The 21,817-nt window shown below is 70.3% G+C and carries 15 protein-coding genes and 3 pseudogenes; 8 read left to right on the forward strand and 10 right to left on the reverse strand.

The annotated features are described in order from the left end of the window. The first annotated feature begins 1,124 nt into the window (after window positions 1-1,124). Together ACFYT9_RS35710 and ACFYT9_RS35715 are read left to right on the forward strand one after the other, a co-directional pair. A complete protein-coding gene (locus ACFYT9_RS35710; protein WP_389170463.1) occupies window positions 1,125-1,976 on the forward strand; it encodes an NAD(P)H-binding protein in 852 nt (283 codons plus the stop codon). A gap of 165 nt (window positions 1,977-2,141) precedes the next feature. Then, window positions 2,142-2,889 (forward strand): annotated as a pseudogene (locus ACFYT9_RS35715) (transposase family protein). A 14-nt stretch (window positions 2,890-2,903) separates the two neighbouring features. On the opposite strand, the gene ACFYT9_RS35720 reads toward ACFYT9_RS35715, so the two are convergent. Further along, a complete protein-coding gene (locus ACFYT9_RS35720; RefSeq protein ID WP_389170466.1) occupies window positions 2,904-3,734 on the reverse strand; it encodes a MerR family transcriptional regulator in 831 nt (276 codons plus the stop codon). 669 nt (window positions 3,735-4,403) lie between these two features. On the opposite strand from ACFYT9_RS35720, the pseudogene ACFYT9_RS35725 reads away from it, so the two are divergent. Then, a pseudogene (locus tag ACFYT9_RS35725) lies at window positions 4,404-4,552 on the forward strand (IS630 family transposase); the annotation flags it as partial. Between the two features lie 100 nt (window positions 4,553-4,652). On the opposite strand, the gene ACFYT9_RS35730 reads toward ACFYT9_RS35725, so the two are convergent. Then, window positions 4,653-5,300, reverse strand: a complete 648-nt coding sequence (locus ACFYT9_RS35730) for a hypothetical protein (protein WP_389170468.1) — start codon at window positions 5,298-5,300, stop codon at window positions 4,653-4,655. A gap of 135 nt (window positions 5,301-5,435) precedes the next feature. On the opposite strand from ACFYT9_RS35730, the gene ACFYT9_RS35735 reads away from it, so the two are divergent. Further along, entirely contained in the window at window positions 5,436-5,864 is a 429-nt protein-coding gene (locus tag ACFYT9_RS35735; RefSeq protein WP_389170471.1) for a hypothetical protein, read from the forward strand. 133 nt (window positions 5,865-5,997) lie between these two features. Here ACFYT9_RS35735 and ACFYT9_RS35740 read toward each other — a convergent pair whose 3' ends face one another. After that, window positions 5,998-7,224, reverse strand: a complete 1,227-nt coding sequence (locus tag ACFYT9_RS35740; RefSeq protein WP_389170474.1) for an MFS transporter — start codon at window positions 7,222-7,224, stop codon at window positions 5,998-6,000. Window positions 7,225-7,312: 88 nt separating this feature from the next. Further along, entirely contained in the window at window positions 7,313-7,906 is a 594-nt protein-coding gene (locus ACFYT9_RS35745; protein WP_389170477.1) for a malonic semialdehyde reductase, read from the reverse strand. Between the two features lie 190 nt (window positions 7,907-8,096). Between ACFYT9_RS35745 and ACFYT9_RS35750 the strand changes: the two genes are divergently transcribed. Both ACFYT9_RS35750 and ACFYT9_RS35755 read left to right on the forward strand, forming a co-directional pair. Beyond that, the gene (locus ACFYT9_RS35750; RefSeq protein ID WP_389170480.1) at window positions 8,097-8,603 is read left to right on the forward strand and encodes a MarR family winged helix-turn-helix transcriptional regulator; all 507 of its coding nucleotides are present in this window, start codon (window positions 8,097-8,099) and stop codon (window positions 8,601-8,603) included. Window positions 8,604-9,186: 583 nt separating this feature from the next. Beyond that, window positions 9,187-9,498 (forward strand): ribosomal protein L7/L12, encoded by a 312-nt coding sequence (locus tag ACFYT9_RS35755; protein ID WP_389170483.1) that lies wholly within the window; start codon window positions 9,187-9,189, stop codon window positions 9,496-9,498. Window positions 9,499-9,510: 12 nt separating this feature from the next. Here ACFYT9_RS35755 and ACFYT9_RS35760 read toward each other — a convergent pair whose 3' ends face one another. From ACFYT9_RS35760 to ACFYT9_RS35770, 3 genes are all read right to left on the reverse strand, one after another. Next, a complete protein-coding gene (locus tag ACFYT9_RS35760) occupies window positions 9,511-10,947 on the reverse strand; it encodes an IS4 family transposase (protein ID WP_389170486.1) in 1,437 nt (478 codons plus the stop codon). 72 nt (window positions 10,948-11,019) lie between these two features. Then, on the reverse strand, window positions 11,020-12,705 hold the full coding sequence (locus ACFYT9_RS35765) for a hypothetical protein (protein WP_389170489.1): 1,686 nt from the start codon (window positions 12,703-12,705) through the stop codon (window positions 11,020-11,022). A 93-nt stretch (window positions 12,706-12,798) separates the two neighbouring features. Then, window positions 12,799-13,560, reverse strand: a complete 762-nt coding sequence (locus ACFYT9_RS35770) for an AAA family ATPase (protein ID WP_389170492.1) — start codon at window positions 13,558-13,560, stop codon at window positions 12,799-12,801. A gap of 1,015 nt (window positions 13,561-14,575) precedes the next feature. Between ACFYT9_RS35770 and ACFYT9_RS35775 the strand changes: the two genes are divergently transcribed. Continuing rightward, window positions 14,576-16,195 (forward strand): endonuclease NucS domain-containing protein, encoded by a 1,620-nt coding sequence (locus ACFYT9_RS35775; RefSeq protein WP_389170494.1) that lies wholly within the window; start codon window positions 14,576-14,578, stop codon window positions 16,193-16,195. A gap of 420 nt (window positions 16,196-16,615) precedes the next feature. On the opposite strand, the gene ACFYT9_RS35780 is transcribed toward ACFYT9_RS35775, so the two are convergent. Further along, complete coding sequence (locus ACFYT9_RS35780) at window positions 16,616-18,232, reverse strand: helix-turn-helix domain-containing protein (protein WP_389170497.1); 1,617 nt, start codon at window positions 18,230-18,232, stop codon at window positions 16,616-16,618. A 140-nt stretch (window positions 18,233-18,372) separates the two neighbouring features. On the opposite strand from ACFYT9_RS35780, the gene ACFYT9_RS35785 reads away from it, so the two are divergent. Then, complete coding sequence (locus tag ACFYT9_RS35785; protein ID WP_389170500.1) at window positions 18,373-20,238, forward strand: SIP domain-containing protein; 1,866 nt, start codon at window positions 18,373-18,375, stop codon at window positions 20,236-20,238. A gap of 303 nt (window positions 20,239-20,541) precedes the next feature. Here the strand turns inward: ACFYT9_RS35785 and ACFYT9_RS35790 are convergent, their stop codons facing one another. Both ACFYT9_RS35790 and ACFYT9_RS35795 read right to left on the reverse strand, forming a co-directional pair. Continuing rightward, window positions 20,542-21,519, reverse strand: coding sequence for a hypothetical protein (locus ACFYT9_RS35790; RefSeq protein ID WP_389170503.1), 978 nt, complete (start codon window positions 21,517-21,519; stop codon window positions 20,542-20,544). 212 nt (window positions 21,520-21,731) lie between these two features. Beyond that, a pseudogene (locus ACFYT9_RS35795) lies at window positions 21,732-21,817 on the reverse strand (IS5/IS1182 family transposase); the annotation flags it as partial.

Here is a 21,817-nt window from a genome sequence, read left to right on the forward strand (position 1 = left end):
GGCAGAGCGTAACGCTCGCTCAACTCCACCACTTGGTGAGCGAGCGTTCAGGGCTCACCACCTTCACGGCATCCTCCATCTTCACTCCGGGCATTCGGACCACCCGATTGCGGCATGTGCCCGACCATCCTTCAGGCATGCTGGCCGATGAGATCCACGACTGCGGCGAGGCCGAGCCTCGTCCGCGAACTCGGCGGCGAGACGCCCCACCACCCAGCGTCTCGTGGGGAGTTCGGCGAGGAGCATGGGCTGGCCGGGGCGGCAGGCGACCGTGTCGACGGTCATACGGGCGCCGGCCTCCGCGAGGAGATCGCGCAGCTGATCGGTCATGCCGACCGAAGTCGAACTACCCGGAACTCCGTACGGGGCGCTGGTCTCAGCCCGTACCCTTCTCGGTCCCCTGCTCGCAGGCCTGTCCGGTCGTATGCTTCCCGCGCTTCCCCGCATGCCCGTGCACGGTCAGGCAAAGGTGACGCCGGGCCACACGCGTCTCGTCCGCGTCGCGTGGGCCGACGACGGATGCCGGATCGCTGGAGGACATCCGCGCCGCCTTCCTGTGAGGCGCCGCGACCGGTGACGCACTGGCCGCGATCGGTCCGCACTGGACCGACGGAGGTGCGGCACCGCTGCTGTTGCCCTGGACCTGAGGCCGGCGCCTTGGGCGTGGAACCCGAGCCGCCGCTGCGGGACCGCAGTCCCGAACTCGTGGCGCAGGAGGCTGTCGGAGACGGGCGGCGGCGAGATTCGAGTACGGGCCGTGGGGCCGGATCTACGATCTGTTCCGCCGATGGCAGCGGGACAGTACCTGGCACCGGATCCTCACCCGCCTCCAGTCCCCGGCTGACGCGAAGGGTGTGATCACGGGGGATCTGAGCGTCGATTCCACGGTGTGCCGGACTCACCAGCACGCCGGTGAATCCGTTGCGCCATCCCAGGACAAGGCCGACCAGGCACGTAACCGCAAGAAGCTGGGCTCTCGCGGCGGCCGGCCGATCCACGTCCCACCACCGGGGGCAGATCGCTGGTTGAAACAGCACCTGACGACCACTCCGGCCGGTGCTTGACCTGAACCTTGGTTGATGTACGAGAGTCGTTTCATCGAACGGCGAGACGAGGAGATTCCGATGACACAGCCCAAGATCCTGGTGACCGGCGCGACTGGAAGGGTCGGCGGCGCGGTGGTGACCCAACTGCACGCGGCGGGCGTGCCCGTGCGGGCGCTGGTGCGAGGGGAGGTGGACTTCCCGGAGGAGGTGCAGGCGGTGCGCGGCGATCTCGGTGATCCCGCGTCGCTGGGCACGGCGCTGGAGGGTGTCGATTCGGTCTTCCTGGTGTGGCCGTTCCTGAGCTCCGAGGGCGCGTCGGACGTGATCGACACGATCGGGAAGCACGCTCGACGGGTGGTGTACCTGTCATCCGCCGGCGTCGGGAGCGCGGAGGAGAAGCCCGGCGAGGCGATCACCATGTTTCACACGGAGCTGGAGCGGCTGATCGAGGCGTCGGGCCTGGAGTGGACGGCTCTGCGGCCCACCGGGTTCGCGAGCAACACGCTGGGCTGGGCGGAGGAGGTCCGCACCACCGGTGCGGTACGGGCGCCGTTGGCAAGGCTGGCCCGCCCGCTGATCCACGAGGCGGACATGGCTGCGGTCGCCGTTCAGGCGTTGACGACCGACGCCCTGCTCGGCGCCCGCCCTCTGATCACCGGCCCCGAACTGATCACCCAGGAACGGCAGGTGGCCCTGATCGGTGAGGCGATCGGACTACCGGTGCGGTTCGAGGAGGTCGCGTTGGACGAGGCCATCGAGCAGATGAAGGCCGCAGGTTACCCGGCAGAGCTGGTGGAGGCCGTGCTGCCGGCCCAGGCGGCAATGCTGGACAATCCGGAGCCGGTCAACGATGAAGTGGAGCGCATCACGGGCACCCCGGCCCGATCCTTCCAGGAGTGGGCGGTGGACCACGTGGCGGACTTCCGCTGAGCGGGATGTCCATACATGTTGTCGTAGACGACCGGAGGCACCGGAGCTCGACTCCGTGGCCGACACGTCTGAGGCCGAGGTCGGGCCTTCTGCTCAGAGAAGCCCCGAGTGGCTGAACCTTGCAGGAAGCCATGTCAGGGCTATGGCGTGCCGTCACTCAGAAGGATCCGAACCCATCCCGGAGAGCCATCTCTGCGAGAGGTCCTGGCCGGGCGGCGGCTGGGGGCCAGGCGCGGGCAGGAGATCGCTGCGCGTTGGCGGCTCCCTCTCGCCTCGCGACAGGCCCTGCTCGCCCTGGCCCACCTGTGATGCGGTGACACCTACGTCCAGTTGGCCGCCGGGTTCGGGGTCGGGCTCGCGACCGTCTACCGCTACATACGCGGAGCCGTCGAGGCCGTGGCCCGCCTCGCCCCGTGCCTGGCCGAGGCGATGCGGACGATCCGGGAGAAGGCGTTCGTCATCCTCGACCGCAGCCTCCTGCCGATCGACCGCATCGCCGCCGACACCCCTACCACTCCGGGAAGTGCAAGCGTCACGGCATGAACATGCAGCTCCTCGCCGATACGTTCGGACGGCTGCTCCGGGTCTCGCCAGCTCTGTCCGGCCCGACTCACGACCCGACCGTCGAGCGGCAGTACGGGATCACCGAAGCCTCACCGAAACAGGACTCGGATGCTGGGCGGACAACGCGTACCAGGGCGGCGGCGGACCCGTCCGCGTACTGTTTCGGGGCCGGCGTCTCAAGCGGTGGAAGCGCCGCCACAACACCACCCACGCCAAGATCCGCTGCCTCGGCGAGCAGGCCATGGCCACCCTGAAGGGCTGGGGCTTCCTACGGAAGCTCCGCTGCAGCGCCAACCGCATCACCGCGATCATCCAGGCGGTCCTCGTCCTTCACCACGCGACAGCGTGAGGTTCGGAAATGGCTCAGTGGTCTTGGACATACAGTGCGATGGCAAGCTCCATGCAGCGCAACCGGGCGGGCGAGAAGTCGTACGGCATCTTGCCGGCTACTTCGAGGACGCTCATCGACGAGTTCTCCTCCCCCTTCAGGTCGGCGTCGTACAGGTCGAAGAGCTCCCCCTCAGCCTCTTCGAGCCCGGCAGCGTCGATGGCCTGGTCCAAAGCCTGCTGGAAGGCGCATCGCTGGACGGCGATCCTTTCGACGCGCGGGTCGTGAGGATCGACGCTGTCGTCGAGAGCCGCCTCGGCCGCGTCAAGCCGGTCGGCTTCGGCCCGAAGCTCTGCGTCGCCCGCGAGCACGATGCACACACTGGCCTGGAGAGCGGAACCCAGCGGGCCGAAGATCCGCTCCGCTACCAGCAGATTGTCCAGGTCGGTTTGGCGCAAGGTGCCCTCGGGCAGTTCCCGGAGTCGGTCGGCGACCAGAGGAGAGAGAAGGCCCAGGGGACTGCCCGCTTCCCGTAGCCGGTGCAAGGCCACACGCCGGCGCTGGAGGGCGGCTTCCTGGGCAGCCAGGGTCTCTTCCAGCCGCTCCAGGGTCTTGTCGATGGTCCGGGTGCCGTCGAAGGCGGTCCGCATGTCCTCCAGGCTGATGCCGGCGTCCGCCATCTTGCGGATCCACAGCAGGCGGATCATGTCGTCGTAGCCGTATCGGCGTTTCCCGTCCTCGCCCCGCTCGGGCTCCGGCAGCAGACCGATGGCGTGGTAGTGCCGGATGGCCCTGGGCGTCGTGCCGGCGAAAACGGCGGCACCACCGATTTTGACCTGGCGGGGCATGGCGAGGGGGAAGTCCATGAGGGAGCCTTTCGTGCGGTGCTCCGTTCACGACACCACATGACGCTACGGCATGTGCAACGGCACTCGGGGCACCGTGCCCGCGGTCCGGCGCGGGCCGCCCAGGGCCTCGCCGGGACCACTCGACCCTGCACGCGACCCGGAAGTCGTCGAACCAGATCGCCGTGAGGCAGGGAGACAGCGCGGTCCCGTACTCGCCCTGGCCAGGACGGCGAGATAAGCGGAGGGATGATCCAAGACGTCGACAAGTTCGTCGGCAGCTGCGGGCCTTCGGCCATCAGCCGGGGAATGCGCGGCAAGGGTTCCAGGGAGCCGTACACCGGCGAACTGGCCGAGATCCCGGGCAGCGACTCCCACCACCGCGCGGCCGCCACCGGTTTCGAATCGATCCCGCTGGCGGAAGTGGAGCGCATCGTCGGGCACGCGTCCGGAGCCGGCAGCAGACCAGTAGTTCCGAGCACGTCGCGGATGGAGCGATCAGCCGGCCTCCGTCGAATCGCCCCGTCTGCGGCTGGACCCTGCGGCGCCCGAACTGATACGTGGCTACGCGGCCCGCACCTCTGCCGACGCAGCCGGACGACGCCTTTTCCCAGGGCCTGGCAGCCGCCGGCACGCCCCAAGCTGCCCGTCCCCGACCCGGAGATCGGCGTCCCGTATTCCATCGACTAGGTCCGCGACGTTGTCGGCCTCTACTTCGACCCGCTGGAGAAGACCCTCCTCCTCTGCGTGGACGAGAAGTCGCAGATCCAGGCCCTGCGCCGGTCGCTGCCGTTCCCGCCGGCGGGGTTCCGGAACGCCGCAGTCACGACGACGTCCGGGCCTTGTGGCGCAGGCGGAGTGCCCGCCAGGAAGTGAGGGGGGCGAGCATGACCCGTAACAGCATCAGTCTCATGCCCCTGGCCTCCCGGCATGGACCGGTCACAGGGGATCCGGGAGCCGGGGCGCCGGCCCGTCCTTTCCGATCAGGGCTTCGAGTGCATCGTGCAGCGCGAGCATGGCCCGGTTCTGCAGTTCGATGTCGATGAACCCCCGCCCGACGCTCTCCCAGTGTTCTCCTGCCGGATGGGAACACGGGTGGCGGGGCCGCACCCCGGGTCGGTGCGCGGCCGCGGGAGTGGCGGTCAGGAGCTGGCCGGCTTCTGTGCCCGGTCCCGGTCGCCGATGAGGTGTTTGAGGCGGGTCGGCGTCTCGATCGCGCCGGCCCGTTCGTCGATGTCGTTCTGGTGGGCGCTCTCGATCGGGTACGGCTTCCACTCGCCGTTCTCCAGCAGCCTTTTGGGGGTCGACGGAGAAGACCTTCATGCCGTGGTCGCGGGCGCGGGTCTGAACGGCGCGGTGATCGGCGTGCGGTCCGACGACCACGGGTGCCTCCGCCTGCTCCTCGATCGGGATCGGCTGGACCTTCTGGTGGTAGCGGCGCACGAGGCACTCCGGGAGCCCGGCTCGCGCCGCGAGGAGGTCGAAGTTGTGCTGCACGGCCGGGCCGTGCAGCTGCCTGGTGCTGTGCAGCTCTTTGAGGATGTGGTGGGTGTCGGTCGGCTGCGCCTGGAACGCGGTCTTGATCATCGTGGTGTTCTTGTTCGGCCTTGGCCTTCGGGGCGGTCAGGGTCTCCATACCGAGGTTGTCGCCCTGCGGCCGCGTGGTGAGCCGGTGCGGCTGGGTGGGGGTGTTGTCCCTCCGTCCGGTGGCCCGGTCACCTGGTGCAGGAAGTGCAGCGGCGGGTCCCCGGCCTTGATCGAGCTGTTGCAGTCGCTCTCGACTGTGAACGGTCGGCGGTCGGGCAGTCCGGACAGGTCGGCCGCGATCTCCGGCTCGCCGCGCTGCTCCTTGACGCGCATGCCGTCCGCCAGGACGTTTTGCGGAAGCTGGCGGATGGACTTGGGGACCTCGAACTCGTCGGTGATCAGGAGGATGTCGACGGAGCGGAAGCCGGCCGGGGTGTCGCGGTCGGCCCGCTCGCCCTGGGTGACTCGGTGATGGTGGCCGGCAGGTCGCCCTTCGTCCGGACGCCGCCGTCCTTCTTGCGCCGGCGGCCCTCGCCGAGCCCGAGGGGGTTGTACCGCGCCCACCGGGCGGGGTGGTGGCGGTTCGAGGTTGTGATGGGCGCAGGTCGGTGGGCTGTGTCGTGAGGGGTTTTTCCTCGTGGGGCCGGGCGGGTTGGCGTCGTGGGGTTGTGGGGTGGTCTGGGGCCGGCGGGCTGATGGGGCGTGCGTCGGGTGTGGGGGCGGGGGCGGCAGCCGGCGGTTCGGTGCGGTGGGGTGTTCAGGTGCCGAGGACGAGGAGGGCTGCGATGGCGGGGCCGAATGCGCCGCCGAGTTGGTAGCCGAGGTTGAACAGTCCGATTGCTGTGGGGTGCTGGGGGGTCGGGGTGCTTCGGGCGGCGAGTACGGCGAGGGTGGCCTGGCCTGCGCTGGTCGTGAACACGGCGAGGGTCGCGACGGGCAGGAGCAGTGCGGGCCAGGGCGTGAGCAGTGCGGCGGTCGGGGCCAGGGCTCCGGTGGTGAGGAGGATGGCCAGGACGCGGGGGTGGCCGAGCCGGTTCGCGACGAGGGCCAGTGTCATGGAGAGGGCGGATCCGGTGAGGAGGGCGGCGAGTTGGCCGGTGCCGATGGTGGCGGTCGTCCAGTCGGTGCGGTCGTGCAGCATTCGCGGCACGGTGAACAGGAGGGTGAAGTACGAGGTGGCGAAGGTGCAGGCGAGCAGGGTGGAGAGGATGAACGTCCTGGTGCGCAGCAGGGCGAGGGGGACGAAGCCGGTGGGGCGGGCCCGGATGTGCAGGGCGAGCAGGGCGCCGGCTGTCAGGGACGCGGCCAGTGCCGGGAGCGGGAATCGGGGTACGAGGACGAGGGAGGTCGCGAGCAGGACCAGCAGGGCGGCGCCCCGGCCGTCGAAGGGGGTGCTCTGCGGGGGCGGGGTGGGGTCGGCCCGGCGGGCGACTGCCGGGAGGGCGAGCAGTGCGAGCGTGCCGACGGCCAGGGAGACCCTCCAGGAGGTGGTGTTCGCGAGGGCCGTGCCGAGAAGGGGGCCGACTGCGCCCAGCGCGCCGAAGCCGGCCGTGATGACGCCCATCCGGGGGACGGTGCCGGCCAGGCTCATGGCGGCGGTGACCAGGCCGGCTCCGCCCAGTGCCTGTGCCGCGCGTCCGGTCATGGCCAGGGGGAGCCAGGGTGCGGCGGCGACGACCGCGGTGCCGGTGACGATCAGGGCCGCGCTGAGGCGGAGGGTGGCCCGCAGGCCCCGGCGGCGCAGCAGCCCTGCCATCAGGGGGGTGGCGACGGCGACGGCCCAGGCGAAGACGGTGACGAGCCAGGTCGCCGTGGCGGTGCGGACGCCGAACGCATCGGCCATGTCGTCGAGGATCAGGACCGGGCTGTTGGCGCTCGCGGCGAGCGGGGTGGCCAGTAACGCGAGCCAGAGGGCGGGTACGGGGCGTGGTTTCGGGGGCGAGGCGGTGGCGGGGAGGGGCTGTACGTGATCGGGCAGGGGCATGGCGGACTCCGTGGCGGGAGGCGGGAGGCGGGAGGCGGGGGTGGGAGCGGGGCGGGGGAGCGGTTGCGTGCAGGGGTGCGGGTGGGGCTCAGACGGTGGTGATGACGTCGTCGTAGGCCAGGCGCGGGGAGCGGGGGAACCAGGCGTCGTCGCCGGGCTTGCCGATGTTGATCACCATGAGCGGGGTGTGGTCGGCGTCCAGGAACTCCTTGTGGAGGCCGGTGAAGTCGAGGCCGGTCATCGGGCCGGCGGCGAGGCCGGCGGCGCGGACGCCGACGATGAAGTAGGCGGCCTGGAGGGCGGCGTTGAGCAGCGCGGAGCCTTCGCGGACGGGGCGCTCGGCGAAGAAGAGGTCCTTGGCCTGCGGGAAGTGCGGGAGCAGGGCCGGGAGTTCCTCGTGGAACTCGTTGTCGGCGGAGAGTATCGCGACCAGGGGGGCGGCGGCGGTCTTGGCCTGGTTGCCCTCGGCCATGTGCTTGACGAGGCGCTCGCGGGCCTCGGGGGAGCGGACCAGGGTGATGCGCAGCGGGGTCTGGTTGAAGGCGGTGGGGCCGTACTTCACCAGGTCGTAGATCGCCTGGACCTGCTCGTCGGTCACCGGCTCGTCGGTGAACGTGTTGGCGGTGCGGGCCTCGCGGAAGAGGAGGTCCTGGGCGGCGGGGTCGAGAACGAGTTCGTACACGGCGTGCTCCTGTCGTTCAGCCTTGATAATCTCAACGTTGAGATAAAAGCACCGCGATTCACTCAACGTCAAGTGTCTTAACGTTGAGAAGATGCACCTGGAGAAGGTGCCCGTTGAGAAGATGCCGGTGCAGAGGGCGCCGGCCGGGAAGATCTCGGCCGGATGGCCGCCAGGGGAGAGGAGTGCGGCGATGAGTGACGCCGTGGACATGATCATCCGTCAGTGGGTCAAGGAGCGCCCCGACGTCGAGGACGACCTGTGGCCGGTGCAGCTGTTCGCCCGGATCCAGCGTCTTGCGCGGGTCGTCGAGAAGTCCGCCAAGGCCGCGGCGGGCGCACACGGCGTGGAGTACGGGGAGTTCGACGTGCTCACCACGCTCCAGCGCTCGGGCCCGCCCTACGCTCTCACCGCGGGTGCCCTCCTCAAGGCGGCCATGGTGACGTCCGGCGCGATCACCAACCGCATCGACCGGATGGAAGCCAAGGGCCTCGTCGAACGGATCCGTGACGACGGTGACCGGCGCACCGTCAAGATCCGCCTCACCGACCACGGCCACGACGTCACCCGCGCGGCCTTCGCCGATCACCTCGCCAACTACGGCCGGCTCCTCGCCGACCTGGACCGCGAGCTCGTCGCGCAGACGGGCGACGGCCTGCGCCAGGTCCTGGAGGCCTTCGGCGACACCGACATCGAGTGAGCCGACCCGGCGGGCGCCTGCACGCCCGGGACGCCCGCACCCCGACCGGCGAGACGGCGGCTGCCCGGCCGCCGGTGATCACCGGGCCCTGTTCCTCGGCCGGGGAGCCGTAAGGGGCGGGGGAGCGCACGCATGTCGTCCCGGTCACGGCGCGGGCTCCGGTACGGCGACGCGGAGCCCGGCTCCGGACGCGGCGTGGGCGGCGAACGCCCCGCGTCACCGCACGGAACCTCCCTGCCCCGGGGCGCCGACCCGTCCGGGAGTGGGGTTCTGGTGCGAGGCCGCCTTCAAGCCGCAGCCGCCCGCCCGCGTCTGACACCGGCGAGATCGTCCGCACCCTGCGGGCAGGCAGAGCTCCCGGATCCGCCGGCCCCTGCTACGTGCCGTCGCACGAGGCGCCGGACGGCAGCCAGAACGGCGCTGTCGTCCGGCGCGTACGGGGTCGGCCACGACGATGCCGTCCCGCGCCGGTCGGCAGTGACCGGCGCGGGGCCGGGGGGCCGACGAAGGCCAATGCAGTTGCTTTACTACCTGGATAGCTTGGGGTAGCCGGGGAGGGCGTGTGGAAGAGCCAGGGTTCCGTGTGCTGCTGACAGAGGCAGGTGACCGGAAGGTGGAGGTGGTCCGTGCGATCCGGACGATCACCGGTCTCAGTCTCTGGAACAGCAGAGTCCTACTCGACAGCGCGCCGGTAACGGTCACGGAACCCAACTGGCTCGAAGTCGCAGACGAGACGGCCGGGGTCCTTGAGCACGCGGGCGCCCGCGCGACGGTGGTGTGCGACTGGTGCGACCGCATCGTCACGCGGGGGGCTGGCCCCATCGACCCGGCCCCCTGCAAGGGGCCATGGCCTGCCGAGGCCTGCCGGGCAAGTTGCCCACCGGCCGCGCTTTGAGGATCGGCCAGTTCAGGCGGCCTGGTGAGTGTCTAGGGCGGTGACGGGTTCGGGGACGGCTTGAGCACGGGTCTCCCCGCCCGCCGGTTGGTCTTGGCCTTCTTGGTCTGGTTGAGGACCCAGCGGCCCGGCTCGACCGTTCCCCGTTTGGCGCGGGTCCGCAGCACGGTCCACCGGTTGGGCTTCTTGATCCCGTGGGCAGTTCCGGTTCCTGCGGGCTGGGAGCAAGCGGCTGCGTGCCTCTTGACCAGCCTCGGCGAGGGAGCGGGTGAGCCTGGCCGTCGTAGCTCCGAGCTGGGACGAAACGCTTCGGCGGATGATGCGGACGCACTTGAGGTAGGAAACCCGGTCTGCGTCGACGGCAGGGCTGGCGAGGGCTGCGGCGTGGGTGAACCGGCGGATCGCGTGGTGCACGGCGAGGTAGGCCCACAGTTCCTGCCGGACACCCTCCGGCGTGCGGGAGCGGATCGGGCCGCCGGGGCCGAGGTGGTTCTTGATCTCGTCGAAGGCGAGCTCGATCTCCCAGCGTTCCCGGTAGAGCGCGATCAGCTCGGCCGCCGGGTGCTGCTCGGGGTCCAGCAGTGTCGTGCTGAGGAAGGCGACCTTGTCGTCCTTCGTGAAGGTGATGACGCGGTAGGTCGTCTGTTTGGGCAGGGCTCGGCCTTCCCGCCGGGCCCTGAGCCAGACCTCCTTGACCGGGCGCGCCATCGACAAGTACGAACCGTCGGGAACTTCCTCCTGGAGGGTGCCGAGGTGGTTGGACTGGAGCCTGACCAGCAGGTCCGCGCCGGTCAGGGTGAAGGTGTGGGCGAACTCGACCGACCAGAAGCCGCGGTCGGCGATGACCAGGTCCCCGTGGCCGGTGGAGACGGCGAGCTGGTAGGCGAGGCTCCGTTCGCCGTCGCGGTAGCCGCCCAGGCGGGCATCGAGTACTCCGTGTGTCCCGATCTCGGCAAGGACCACCGCCCTCACCTGGGGGAAGCCGAAGGGGAGGCCGCCCGTGGTGGAAGGGCCGTCGAAGGTGTCGCCGTTGCTTACCGAGTCGGGAAGGTCGAACTGGGTGCCGCCCAGAGCGAGCAGCCGTAGCCCTCGCCACCATGCCCCGGGCGAGTCCGGAGTGGCGAGCGGACCGGCCACCTCCCTGAAGAGGGTCTCCAACACCTCCTCGCCGAGCCGCGACCGCGCTCGACATAAGGACGACCGGTTCACCCTCGCGAGGGTCCGGCTGCCTGGTATGCCGTTGGTCAGCACGCGCAGTACCTCCTCGTACGACTCCCTGGCGAACAGGCACAGGGCCAGGACGAAGTAGACGACCAGCCGCGCCGGTAGGAGGCGGCGCCGCTGCTCAGCTCGGCCGTGCTTGGCTATCGCCGCGTCGACCAGTTCGGCGGTGAACACCTTCGTCAGGATCCCGATCCGCACCCGCTGCCCCGCTCCCCACCCCGTCACACCCGGAGCAACACCTCTCAGACCTCAAAGCAACTGCATTGGCCGGCGAAGGCCCCCTGCGGCCGCCGGCGGTCACATGCTCGCCCTCGGACCCCGCTGCTGCACGGGCGGGACGGGAGCGGGTGCCTCGTGCCGGGCCTGTGCGGCGGCCTGCTGGCGCTGCTGGGCGTCGGCGGCGACCCGGCGGGCGAGTGTCTCCGCGCGGTGGGCGTCGGGCCGGGTCTCGGCGAGGAGCCGGCGCCGCTGCTGCTCGGCGACGGCGAGGGCGGCGTGCCCGCGCCAGTCGGCGGCCTCCGCTGCGGTCGAGCGGATCGTCCCGGACAGGCGGCTGAGGGTGGTCTGGTCGCGGGTGTCGATGCGCTGGGCGTGCTGGGAGACGGTTTCCCGGATCGCGGCGAGGGTCTTCGGCATCTCGTCGAGGAGCGGGGCGGGGCCGGTGGCGCCGAGGGTCTGGGCGTACGGGCTGTCCTTCAGGGTGCTCCAGGCGGCGAGGCGGGCGTCGTCGCTCGCCCGGCGGGCGCGGGTCTGCTCGTCGGCGCTGCCGCGGGCCTGGGCGAGGTAGTGCTCGCGCAGTTCGTTCACCTCCTTCCTGCTGCTGCCGGCGAGGCGGAGGGTGAGCCAGGAGGTCTCCATCTGGCGGTCGAGGTCGGGCAGGACGGCGCGGGCCTGGCGCTCGGCCTCGGCGGCCCAGCGGGCGCGGCCCGCCTCCTCGATGGCGGTCTTCAGGTGTCCGAGGGCGGTGTCGAGGACGGCGCCGGCCTCGGCGGCCCACCGCGCTCCCCGGGTCAGGCCCTCGGCGTCCTGCCGGGCGAGGCGGTCGCGGAGCTCCTCGTAGTCCTCCCGGGTCTTCGCCGCGAGGGTGTCCTGGCGGTGTGCCTCGGCGAGGCAGGTCCGGATGGTGGCGGCGAGCTGCTCGTCGGTCTGCGTGCCGTAGGGCCGCTCGTTCCAGGAGCGCTCCTCCTCCGGCCGCTCGCGTGCGGGGCGGGTGTCTCGGGCGGCCTCGTCCTCCGCGTCCTTGCGCAGGGCGCTGGAGGCCGTCGTGGAGCGCATCCGGGCCGCCCGCGCGGAGACGACCCGGCGGGCTTGCTCGACGGCGGCCTGGGCGTCCTGGCGGGCCTGGTCGAGCTGGACCTGGTGCGGGACCCGGGCGGCGACGGGCTCGGGCGCCGGCCGTAGCTCGTCGGAGACCATCGCGTCCGGGCGGGACTGCCCGAGGTAGCGGGCGAACGCGTCGACCGCACAGTGCAGGCGCTCCGTCTCGGACCGGGCCGCTCCCAACTCCTCCTTGGTCCGCTCGTCCTCGACGACGTCGAGCGGCAGCCAGATGTGGTTGGCCTTCCGCCCTCGGGTGAGCCCCGGGTAGGCCGAGAACGCGTTCGCGCCATGCCCGTACAGCAGCGAGGTGTCGCAGGTCATGCCCTGGCTGGCGGCGACGGTCATGGCGTAGCCGAGGCAGAGCGTCCCGCTCGCGATGTCGTCGGGGGTCATCCAGGCGGAGGCGGTGGCGCGACTTCCGTCCGGGAGGCGCTGTGCGGTGCGCCAGGTGGCCTCGACGCTCCGGTCCGAGCGGATGGCGGTGATGACGCCGCGGTAGCCGTTGAGGACGTCCGGCCCTGTGCCGCGCCGGCTGCGGTAGTCGTTGGTGCGGACGCGGACGAGGTCGCCCTCGGCGAGGGTGAGCTCGTCGCCGCCGGGCAGCGGGTAGGTGTGCTCGGTGCCCAGCTCGCCGAGCGCGCGGCGGATCTGCTGCGCGCCCAAGTTCAGGGCGTCGACGTCGATGTTGCGGGCGGCGAGGACGACCAGGCGCTCCAGGAGGTCGAGCTCGTCGGGCCAGTCGGTGCGCAGCTTCTGTCAGGTCATCAGCATCTGGGAGCGGGCTTCGTCGGCGGTCTCGGCGGCGTGGACGCGGCCGCCGGCGGCGAGGAGGTCGAGGGCGGTCTGGTGGTCGCCTGTCCGCCCCACCTCCAGCGCGGCGCGCTCCGCGGCGTCCTCCTGGCGGCGGTTGTCGGTGAGGATCTCGCCGTCGACGAGCCGGTGGACCTCCGCGAACCATCCGCCGGCGCCCACGGCCTGGAGCTGCTTGGGGTCGCCGATCGCGATCAGCTTGGTGCCGGTACGGGCTGCTTCGGTGAGCAGGCGGGCGGCCGAGCGGTCGTCGGTCATGGCGGCCTCGTCGAGGACCAGGACGTCGATGCCGGTGAGGCCGGGGCCGGTCTCGATCCGCTGGAGCCAGGAGGCGACCGTGCGGGAGGGGATGGCGGAGGCGTCCTGGAGGCCCTGGGCGCCGACGGCGGACAGGCAGGCGCCGGCGTAGGTGGTGCCGGTGGCGTCCCACGCGATCCGGCAGGCGTCCATCAGCGTGCTCTTGCCCGCGCCGGCGACGCCGACGACCGCGTCGACACCGTGCCCGGCGGTGAGCAGCCGGTCGACGACCCGGGTCTGCTCCTGGGACAGCTCGAAGCCCGCGGCCACCTCGAAGACGGCGCGGGCGGCGGCGGCCTGGGCGGGCGTCAGGACGGCGCTGCCGTCCGCGTACCGGGCGCGGGCCTGGGTGGCGGCGGCGTCCTCCGCGTCGAGGACGTCGCGGGTGGTGTACCGGTCGGTGGAGGACATGAGAGTCGGCCCGAGGTGCGGCAGCGCGACCGTGTAGCCCTCGACGCGCAGGACGTCGTCGGCGAGCCGGTCCAGCGCCCGGAGATCGCCGCCGATCCCGTACGGGAGGGCGTTGGCATCGGCGGCCAGGAGCTCGGTCCCCGGCCGCCTCCGGGGCAGCGGCGGTCCTCTCAGGCCATCGTTCCATCATTATCCCCCCCCGAATTCCGTTTGAGCGGAGCTTAATGTCTGGGCCCCTCTCGGGATGATCAGCTGAGACAGTCAATGGCGCGATCGAACTCGACCCAGGCGGACCACCACCGGACCGGGCAACAAGGCGCCCGCCCGTCCGCATTCCTGTCGGGGAAGCCGCCGAGCGGGCTCCGGGGACTACGCGCTACCGGCCGCCGCGGACCACCACCCGCACCTGGTCGCCTCCGCCCCAGGACACCCGCGAAACGTCACCCGATCGAGGGGTGGGGCCAGGCGAAACCGGGCGGATTCCAGTGAGGCCAAAACGCACTGTCGAAAACACCCAGAGCCACCTCGATGCCCTAGCCCCTCGTCGCAGCGAGGGCATCAGCCGTTAGGCGGCGCGGGCTGTGCGTAACTGCGCGACCCAGCTCGTGACCTCGGTCAGGTGCTCGGACTGTAGACCGAGGTGCGGGGGCGGGCTGAATGAGGAGGGTTGCCGTTCCCTTCGCAGTGCGTTCCACTGCCCATTCATGGCCGCCGAGCGCTGCGTAGGCCTTGCCTCGACGAGGTCGGCGCCGATCAATGTGGCCTGGCCCTCCGAGTCGGCGTACAGGACGGGTCTCTCCTCGGCCCCAGCCTCACCACACAGGTAGTACGTGCCGCCAGCGCCGCAACCGGCTATCGGGTGTAGGGGATCCTGGCGGGATCCCGGAGCTCGATGAGGAGCATGGGTAGCCCGAGATGCGGTTGTGCTCGCCAGGATGGCGGATGAAGTGCAGAGGACTCGCCAACTGTGCTCCACCGTAGTGTTGTTGTCAGTTCTCCGGTTTAGCCTTCGGCCATGCGACCGCCTCTTGAAAACGTTCTGCGCGACGCGCTCGTACAGAACCTGCAGTTGATCGAGCCAGGGCTCCGGCCGGTTCAGTTCGAGGAGTACCCGCTGCCCAACGCACACGGCACCAGGGGGAGCATCGACATCCTGGCCCGTGACCGCAATCACATGTGGGTGGTCATCGAGCTGAAGCGGTCCCGGTCGAGCGCACGGCAAGCCCTGCACGAGGTCAACAAGTACACCGAGCTTCTCTGCCGGGAGAAGAATCTTGCGCCGGACCGCATCCGTGCAGTGATCGTTGCCATGCCGGATGACTGGGAAGAACTCCTGATCGCGGTCAGTCACGCCGCGCGCGACTGGAGTCATGATCTTCGCGGGTACCGACTGTTCCTGGACAGCAGCGGTACCCCCATCGGGGCCGAGCGGGTGGACCTTCTGCCTCGGGCATTCGAGCCCCGCGTCACCCCCATCCACAACCTGTTCTTCTTCACCACGGAGGAACAGCGTGAGCAGGGCTGGAGGATCATCAGCAAGGTCGCGGACGAGCTGGGGGCACTCGACCTGCTGGCGGCGGATCTGGACCGGGTAGCGGAGAAGCACTACATCCCTGCGCCTTTCGGCCTGTACCTGGCGGTAGGCCGGGTGAACGAGGAACTAGCCTCGGCGGATCTCCTGGGTGGTTACGACGGGCCCGAGCCATTCGCCGCCGAGCACCAGGCTGAGTACCTGGCACTTTCCGGGATCTGCAACCGTCTTGCCCGCAGCAGGCTGCGTGGAATGAACATGGAATCTGCCCGGCCAGGGCTCTTGAAGAATCTCGCCGAGAACCCCAGCTGGGCCATCCAGGGCTTCCGAGGCACTGGGGCCTACGACGACACAGCCGCCTTTGAACAGCAGGACCTGTTCCGCTTCCTTGCCGGGGACGAACGAGGAGACAGCCAGATCCTCTACGCGGGCACCGCCAGCCCGCAGGTAGCCAGCCGCTGGCAGGCGTTCAGGCAGGAGACTCGGCCGAGCCTGGCCGGCAACCATGAGTGGGAGTCACTCGTGGACGGCTGGCTCGACGAAGTGGGCCCGAAGGTTGGTGAGGGAGACGTCGGACTGCACGTCTACAACCCCTGCGACCTCCTGCAAGCAATCGTCCATGGGTGGCCGGACCGCATGGAGAACCTCCTGCCCATGGTGGTGGGCGAAGCCGTACCCTGCCAAGGGCTGCGGCGCTCGGTACGTGGCGCCCTGTGCTGGAACGGCCGAGGCATGTCTTTCCCCGATGCCGTGCGGCTCGTGTACCGAGACCCGCTGTTCCTTGTGGGCAACATGTACGCGGGGACGGTGTGGGAACGTGATCGAGAGCTCTTGGATCTCCTGGGGCTGCACTATGTGCTCCTGGAGAAGGTCGGACCCGTTTGGGCCGAGGCGACCATGGCCGACGAGCACCGCATCTGGGTACATCAAGATCAGGGTGCTCGCGTCTACTCCTCGGACACGGACCCCCGCGGGTACGCACAGGCGTACGCAAGCATTGCGGCTGATGGCGAGATCGTCTCGATCGGGCAGTACCTCAACAGGCATTCCCGCGAGGTGGAGCTGGTGGCCAAGGAGTACCGCGCCTTCGTTCATACCGTCTAGCTCTTACAGGATCCAGCTGCGGCTGGCCGCAGAGCACTGCAATGGGCGGGTCAGCGCACGGCAGGCCGAAAAGGCTGGACTGATCCGTTGCTCGGGTCCGTGGTGCGACTGACCTGACCGCCGGCGAAGCCGCTGTCATCGCCGGGTGCTTCCAGGACGCCTTCGTTCCCGCCCAGCACCTCGTCTGGTTCGGGAGTAGCCTCGCTGCGGCGAAACGTCGAACAGGAATCATGGCCGCTGCCCAGTCGAGGGCGGCGACGAAGGCGTCACGGCGGAGTTGCGCAGGCACGTCGACGCCTTCGAGACTCAGTGGGCCAGTTCGCAGACAGTCCGCAGACATCCCGCTTCAACGTCTGACACGTCCGGCGAAAGGCCGTCCGACCTGCGACAGAGCGGGTTGGACGGCCTTCGTGGTCTCTCTCAGCCGCTCTCGGCCGCCTCGCGTTCCTGGTATTCGCGGGGGGAGAGGCCGTGGAAGCGGGAGAAGGCGGCGCTGAACGTGGGGAGGTGGGCGTAGCCGGTGCGGCGCGCGACGGTGCTGGGCGGGGCGCCGCCGGCGAGCAGGTCGCGGGCGACGCGCATGCGGGCGGCGTAGCGCCAGCGGCCGAGGGTCATGCCCGTCTCGTCGCGGAAGGCGCGGTGGATGTCGGCGTCCGGGGTCGCGTCGGCCTCGGCGTCCCGTGCCGCGCCGGGCTCGCCGATGCGGCGCAGGCACTCCATCGCGACGGCACGCGCGCGTGGATCGGTGGGCATCGGCACCGACAGCGCCCGCTGTGCGGCGACCTGTTCCGCGAACAGGCCGAGGATCTGGCGGGGGTCGTGGTCGTCGGGGCGCAGAGCTGAGCGGGCGCTGATCGAGCGGAACATCAGGTAGTCGTCCCACGCGGGCGAGAACCGCACCTGGAGCGGCGCGGTCAGGTGGAGGTCGGCGGTGCTCGCGTTGCCCAGCGGCAGGGAGACGGAGTTCTCGCGCAGGCCGGTGACATGCTCGGTCTCCGCCGGGATCCAGGTGGCAACCCCTCGCTCCCGCTCGTAGCGCCGGTCGCCGATGTCCAGGTATCCGCTGCCCCGGTACATCCAGCTGAGGACGTGGATGTCGTTGGTGTGCGACGGCGTGCTGGCCGGGGGCAGCATCTCGGGCGGGACGGGCGTGTCCGTCTCGCGCATCATCCGGATCAGGTCGTCGGCCTGCCGCGCCGCCGCCGCCCGTCGGGTCAGCCCACCGGCGCCGGGCCGGGCGTGGAGCTTCCGTCCGAACTCGTGGGGGGTCAGCCCGAACCGCCCCTTGAAGGCCCGGGTGAGGCCGTTGCGGCTGGCGAAGCCGACCAGGGCGGCCACCTGGTCGACGTCGTAACCGGCGGCGAGGAATTCCACGGCGACGCCGAGCCGGCAGTGCAGGCGCCACTGCTCGAAGGTGAGCCCGGTGTCGGCGAGGAAGTCACGGCGAAGGGTGCGCGCGCTGGAGAGCACCCGCGCCGCCCAGCGCTCGACGGTGAGGTCGAGTCCGGGGTCGCGCGTCAGCTCCTCGGCGACGGCTCTGGCGCCGCGGGCTCGCGGCATCGGGGGCGGGGCGAAGCCCTCCGGACCCGGGTCCCCGAGCGCGGGGGGCGCCGGCGGGCGCGAGCCGGGGCGCCGGAGGAGCTCCGTGATCGCCTCGGGGGAGTACCCGCGGCCGCTGAACGGGGTGACCTGGAGGTTGAAGAGCTGGATCAGCCAGTCCTGCCAGCCACGGGGAACGTCGAACCGTGTCACTTCCGGCAACCCCCGGGCGCCGAAGCCGACATGAGGGCACAGCGGGAAGGCGACCGTGCCCGGTTCGGTGGTGATCGTCCGCCCCGCCCGGCCGTCCGCCGGGATCCAGACGCCTTCGCCGGCCCCGAGGCGGAGCGCCGGCCCGTCGTCGGGGCGCACGTGCGCCGTGCCGGTGCGTACCCACAGCAGCAGCGGCCGGACGTGCGCGTCCGCCGGACTCCACCGCGCGCCGGGAATCGGCGGAGGGCGACGGGAGACGGCGGCGGACGAGGGGGGCGAAGTCACGCCACCAGCCTATGTCCTAACTGTGCGGCAGTCTGCGCACACTTTTTTAGGTAAGGTTGCCCTAACCTTACCGGAGTGCGCCCTTCCGAAGCCGGCGCGCGACTCCCCCTCCCGAAGCGACGAGAAAGCCCGGTTCCCGCATGCCCAAGACCTCGCGCCGGCTCACCGTGATCCCGCCGACCCTGCGTGAGGTCGAGGTGGCCCGGATCGTCGACCTCAGCCCGGGGATGCGGCGGGTCACGCTGAGCGGCGCACAGCTGCGCGCGTTCACCACGGCGGAGGGCCTCACGCGGCCGGCCTTCGAGTCCCAGGGCTTCGACGACGACCTCGCGCTCTACTTCCCCTACCCGGGGCAGAGCGAACCGGTGCTCCCGGTCCAGGGCGAGGCGAAGCTGATCGCGCCCAAGGATCCCCGGCCCCTGTCGAGGGCCTACACGGTCCGGCGGTGGGACCCGGAGGCCGGCGAGCTGGACGTGGACTTCGTCAGGCACGGCGTGGGCGCCGGAACGACCTGGGCCTGCCGCGCCGCGCCGGGCGACCGGATCCACCTCAGCGGACCGCGTACGTCGAAGGCGTTCCCGTCCGGCGCCGACTGGTGGCTCGTGGCGGGCGACGACACCGCGCTCCCCGCGATCGGACGCCTGCTGGACGAGCTTCCCGCCGACGCCCGGGCGCGGGTGTTCGTCGAGATCGCCGAGGACGCCCACCGCCAGGAACTGCGCGAGCTGCCCGGGGTGGACGTGACGTGGCTGGTCCGCTCCGATGCGACGGACGGGGCCGGAGCGCCGCTCACCGAGGCGGTCCGCGGTACGGAGTGGTGGCCGGGCCAGGCGTTCGTGTGGCTGGCCGGTGAGCACACGGCCGTCCGGGACATCCGCCGCCATCTGGTCGAGGACCGCGGTGTGCCCAAGGAGGACGTCGACTTCACCGGATACTGGCGCCGTTCCGCGGTCGTCGCCCTGGAGGGCGACGGGGCGGTGCCCGATCCGGAGAGGACGGTCACCCCGTTCCAGAGGCTCCACGACCTGACCGAGCTCGTCGCGCCGCTCGCGATCCGTACCGCCGTCGAGCTGGGCGTTCCCGACCTGATCTCGCGCGGCGTGACCGGCGTGGCCGAGCTGGCCGCCAAGGCGGGGGCCGACGAGCGCGCACTGGGCAAACTGCTGCGCTACCTGCACACCCTGGACGTGGTGACCCCGACCGAGCCGGGTCGCTACGCCCTGACGCCGGTCGGCGACGTCCTCACGCTCGATTTCATCGCCGACAGGCTGCACTCGGCGGGGGTCGTCGGTCGTGAGTCGCTCGGGCTGTACGGACTCACGGAGTCGGTCCGCACCGGCCGGTCCGCCTACGCCTCGGTCACCGGCCGGACCTTCGCCGAGGTGCGGGCCGAGCAGGACTACGAGGACCGTCACCTGGAGCGCCTGGCGAAGTTCCAGCCCGCACTGGCCGGATCGATCGCCACATCCGATCTGCTGGCCGGAGTCCGGCACCTGGTGATCCACTCCGGTGGCGCGGGCGCGCACGCCCGCGAGTACGTCGCCGCCCACGAGGGCCTGCGCGTGACGATCTGCGCGCTGCCCGCCCAGGCCGACTGGCTGCGCCGCGACCTGCCCGACACGATTCCCGACGAGCGGCAGCGCGCACGGGTCGGCGTCGTCGAGCAGTCCGTCTTCGAACCCGGCCTGGCGGCCGACGCCGTGCTCGTCAGCCGCGCCTTCAAGACCCTGCCCGACGCCGACGCCGCCCACGCGCTGCGCCGGGCGGCCGAGAACCTCACCCCCGGCGGACGGGTGCTGCTGATCGAGGAGGTCTTCGACACCGACGACCTCGACGAGCACGACGGCGAGGAAGACCTCATGGGGCTCGTCTGCCACGGCTCCGGCCTCCGTACCGCGGCTGTCAGTTACCTCTCTAGTTGCAACATCTCAAGCTCCTTGAGCTGCTGTGCTGCATGTCTTCTGGGAGGAAAGCAAGGTGCCTCTGAACTGCGGATATCTACCTAGGCCAAACTTGATCATGCTGCTGATCAGGCATGCGTTAGATCAGATGCGAGGTATTGCAACTTCGCCGGTAAGTCTTTTGTTCGTGGAGGTGTGCGAGGCGTGGAATTGGCGTGAGCATGTCAAGTAGGATGATGTCAGGTCGACTTCGTGTGGAGGCGGTGCGGGGCATGCGGGTGGCGTCTTCCGGAAGGAGCTTCGAGCGTGCTCGATACGGGCAAAGCGGCTTCTATGTGTCTGCCGTCCTTCCTGCGGGCTGTCTGGAGACAGGGGAGGGGCAGGGGCTGGATGAGTCTTCGCCGAAGGTCAAAGGACCACGACGGCGGCTGAGTGGTCCCACCAATGTGTGAAGCGAAGTCCCCAGGCTGCAGCCTCGGTGGGGGAGATGTGACCGATCCTGGCCTGCCGGCGTCCCAGACCGTTGGGTGATGTTCCCACGCTCAGCCCGCCGCCCTCCCAGATGTAGAACCGGTCGTGCCAAGGTGTTCTGTCGATGCTCATGTCCCATGAACGGACATGCAGAGCGGGCAGCCGCGCGTACAGATCCGCGGCTGGTGCTGAGGCCGCAGTGGCAACTCCGTGATTGCGCCGGTGAGCGGTAAGGACCCTGACCGGCACTGCAACCTGCTGCAGAACGTCCCAGTCATCTGTCGTATGCCCGAAGTAGGGGTCCAGCACCCAGAGTTCGCCACGTGCCTGCGCGAGCATGCCTTTCAGAACGGTTCGTGCAGTGTCCGGGTCGTCGGCGATTCTGTGGGCCAAGCCCTCTTCCAGCAACCTGGTGTACTCATCCTCTGCCACGTCCAAGGCCGAGAGTCGTGTGACCGCGTCCCTGGGCTTCGTGACCGCGCCGATCGTCGTCGTGGCCGCAGCGCCTTCCGGTGTCACTATCTGGACCACGATGCGCTCCAGGAAATGCGATGCGTCGACGTAGTCCAGCAGTCTCCCGCCGTGATCGTATAGCCGCAGCCGGCGCTGTAGCCCCGAGCCGAGGGTCGGCAGTACCACCGTCAACCGTTCCGCCGTGTGTGAGGGAAGAGCCAGGTCGCCAAGGCGTACTCGCCGTGCCTGGAGGAGACCGTCAGCACCGATCTCCTCCAGATCCACTTCCAGGCTTGCCGCGCTGGTCCGTCCGCTATCGAGGGTGATGCTCACCTCGACAGTGCTGTCCGCTCGGAGGCCGGAGATCCACGCAGTGCGGCGGAGCCTCGCCACCGCTACGCCGCCCTGGGTCTTTCCATCTCCAGCCGAGAACCCGGTCAGCACCGACAGCGGCATCTGCACACCACCCGCTCCATGCGGCCATGCCTGCGGGGGCTTCGGCAAGGCGTCGTTGGGGTCAGAGAGAGGGAACCGGTAGCCGTGCACAGGCCGCGCAGCACCCTGCGTCAGGTAGTACAGGCTGCCTGCCCCTCCACTGGCCAAGACCAGGGCATCTGCAGGCGCCACCTCAGCCTGTACGGTGTGCTGCCCGCCGACCCCATCAGTGAGCATTTTCAGCGCTGCCGTTCCAGGGTGAGGATGGCTGCGGCTATGGCGGTCATCCGGTTGGGACTGCAGCGGGCTTTGCGGAAGATGCGCC

Source organism: Streptomyces sp. NPDC004435 (assembly GCF_042873895.1).
Lineage (GTDB): Bacteria > Actinomycetota > Actinomycetes > Streptomycetales > Streptomycetaceae > Streptomyces.

What these genes read in the sequence shown, in the direction of transcription:
- ACFYT9_RS35710 (WP_389170463.1), top strand. Translation starts at nt 1,125, where the DNA reads ATGACACAGCCCAAGATCCTGGTGACCGGCGCGACTGGAAGGGTCGGC.
- ACFYT9_RS35720 (WP_389170466.1), bottom strand. Translation starts at nt 3,734, where the DNA reads ATGGACTTCCCCCTCGCCATGCCCCGCCAGGTCAAAATCGGTGGTGCC.
- ACFYT9_RS35730 (WP_389170468.1), bottom strand. Translation starts at nt 5,300, where the DNA reads ATGATCAAGACCGCGTTCCAGGCGCAGCCGACCGACACCCACCACATC.
- ACFYT9_RS35740 (WP_389170474.1), bottom strand. Translation starts at nt 7,224, where the DNA reads ATGCCCCTGCCCGATCACGTACAGCCCCTCCCCGCCACCGCCTCGCCC.
- ACFYT9_RS35750 (WP_389170480.1), top strand. Translation starts at nt 8,097, where the DNA reads ATGAGTGACGCCGTGGACATGATCATCCGTCAGTGGGTCAAGGAGCGC.
- ACFYT9_RS35770 (WP_389170492.1), bottom strand. Translation starts at nt 13,560, where the DNA reads ATGTCCTCCACCGACCGGTACACCACCCGCGACGTCCTCGACGCGGAG.
- ACFYT9_RS35775 (WP_389170494.1), top strand. Translation starts at nt 14,576, where the DNA reads ATGCGACCGCCTCTTGAAAACGTTCTGCGCGACGCGCTCGTACAGAAC.
- ACFYT9_RS35785 (WP_389170500.1), top strand. Translation starts at nt 18,373, where the DNA reads ATGCCCAAGACCTCGCGCCGGCTCACCGTGATCCCGCCGACCCTGCGT.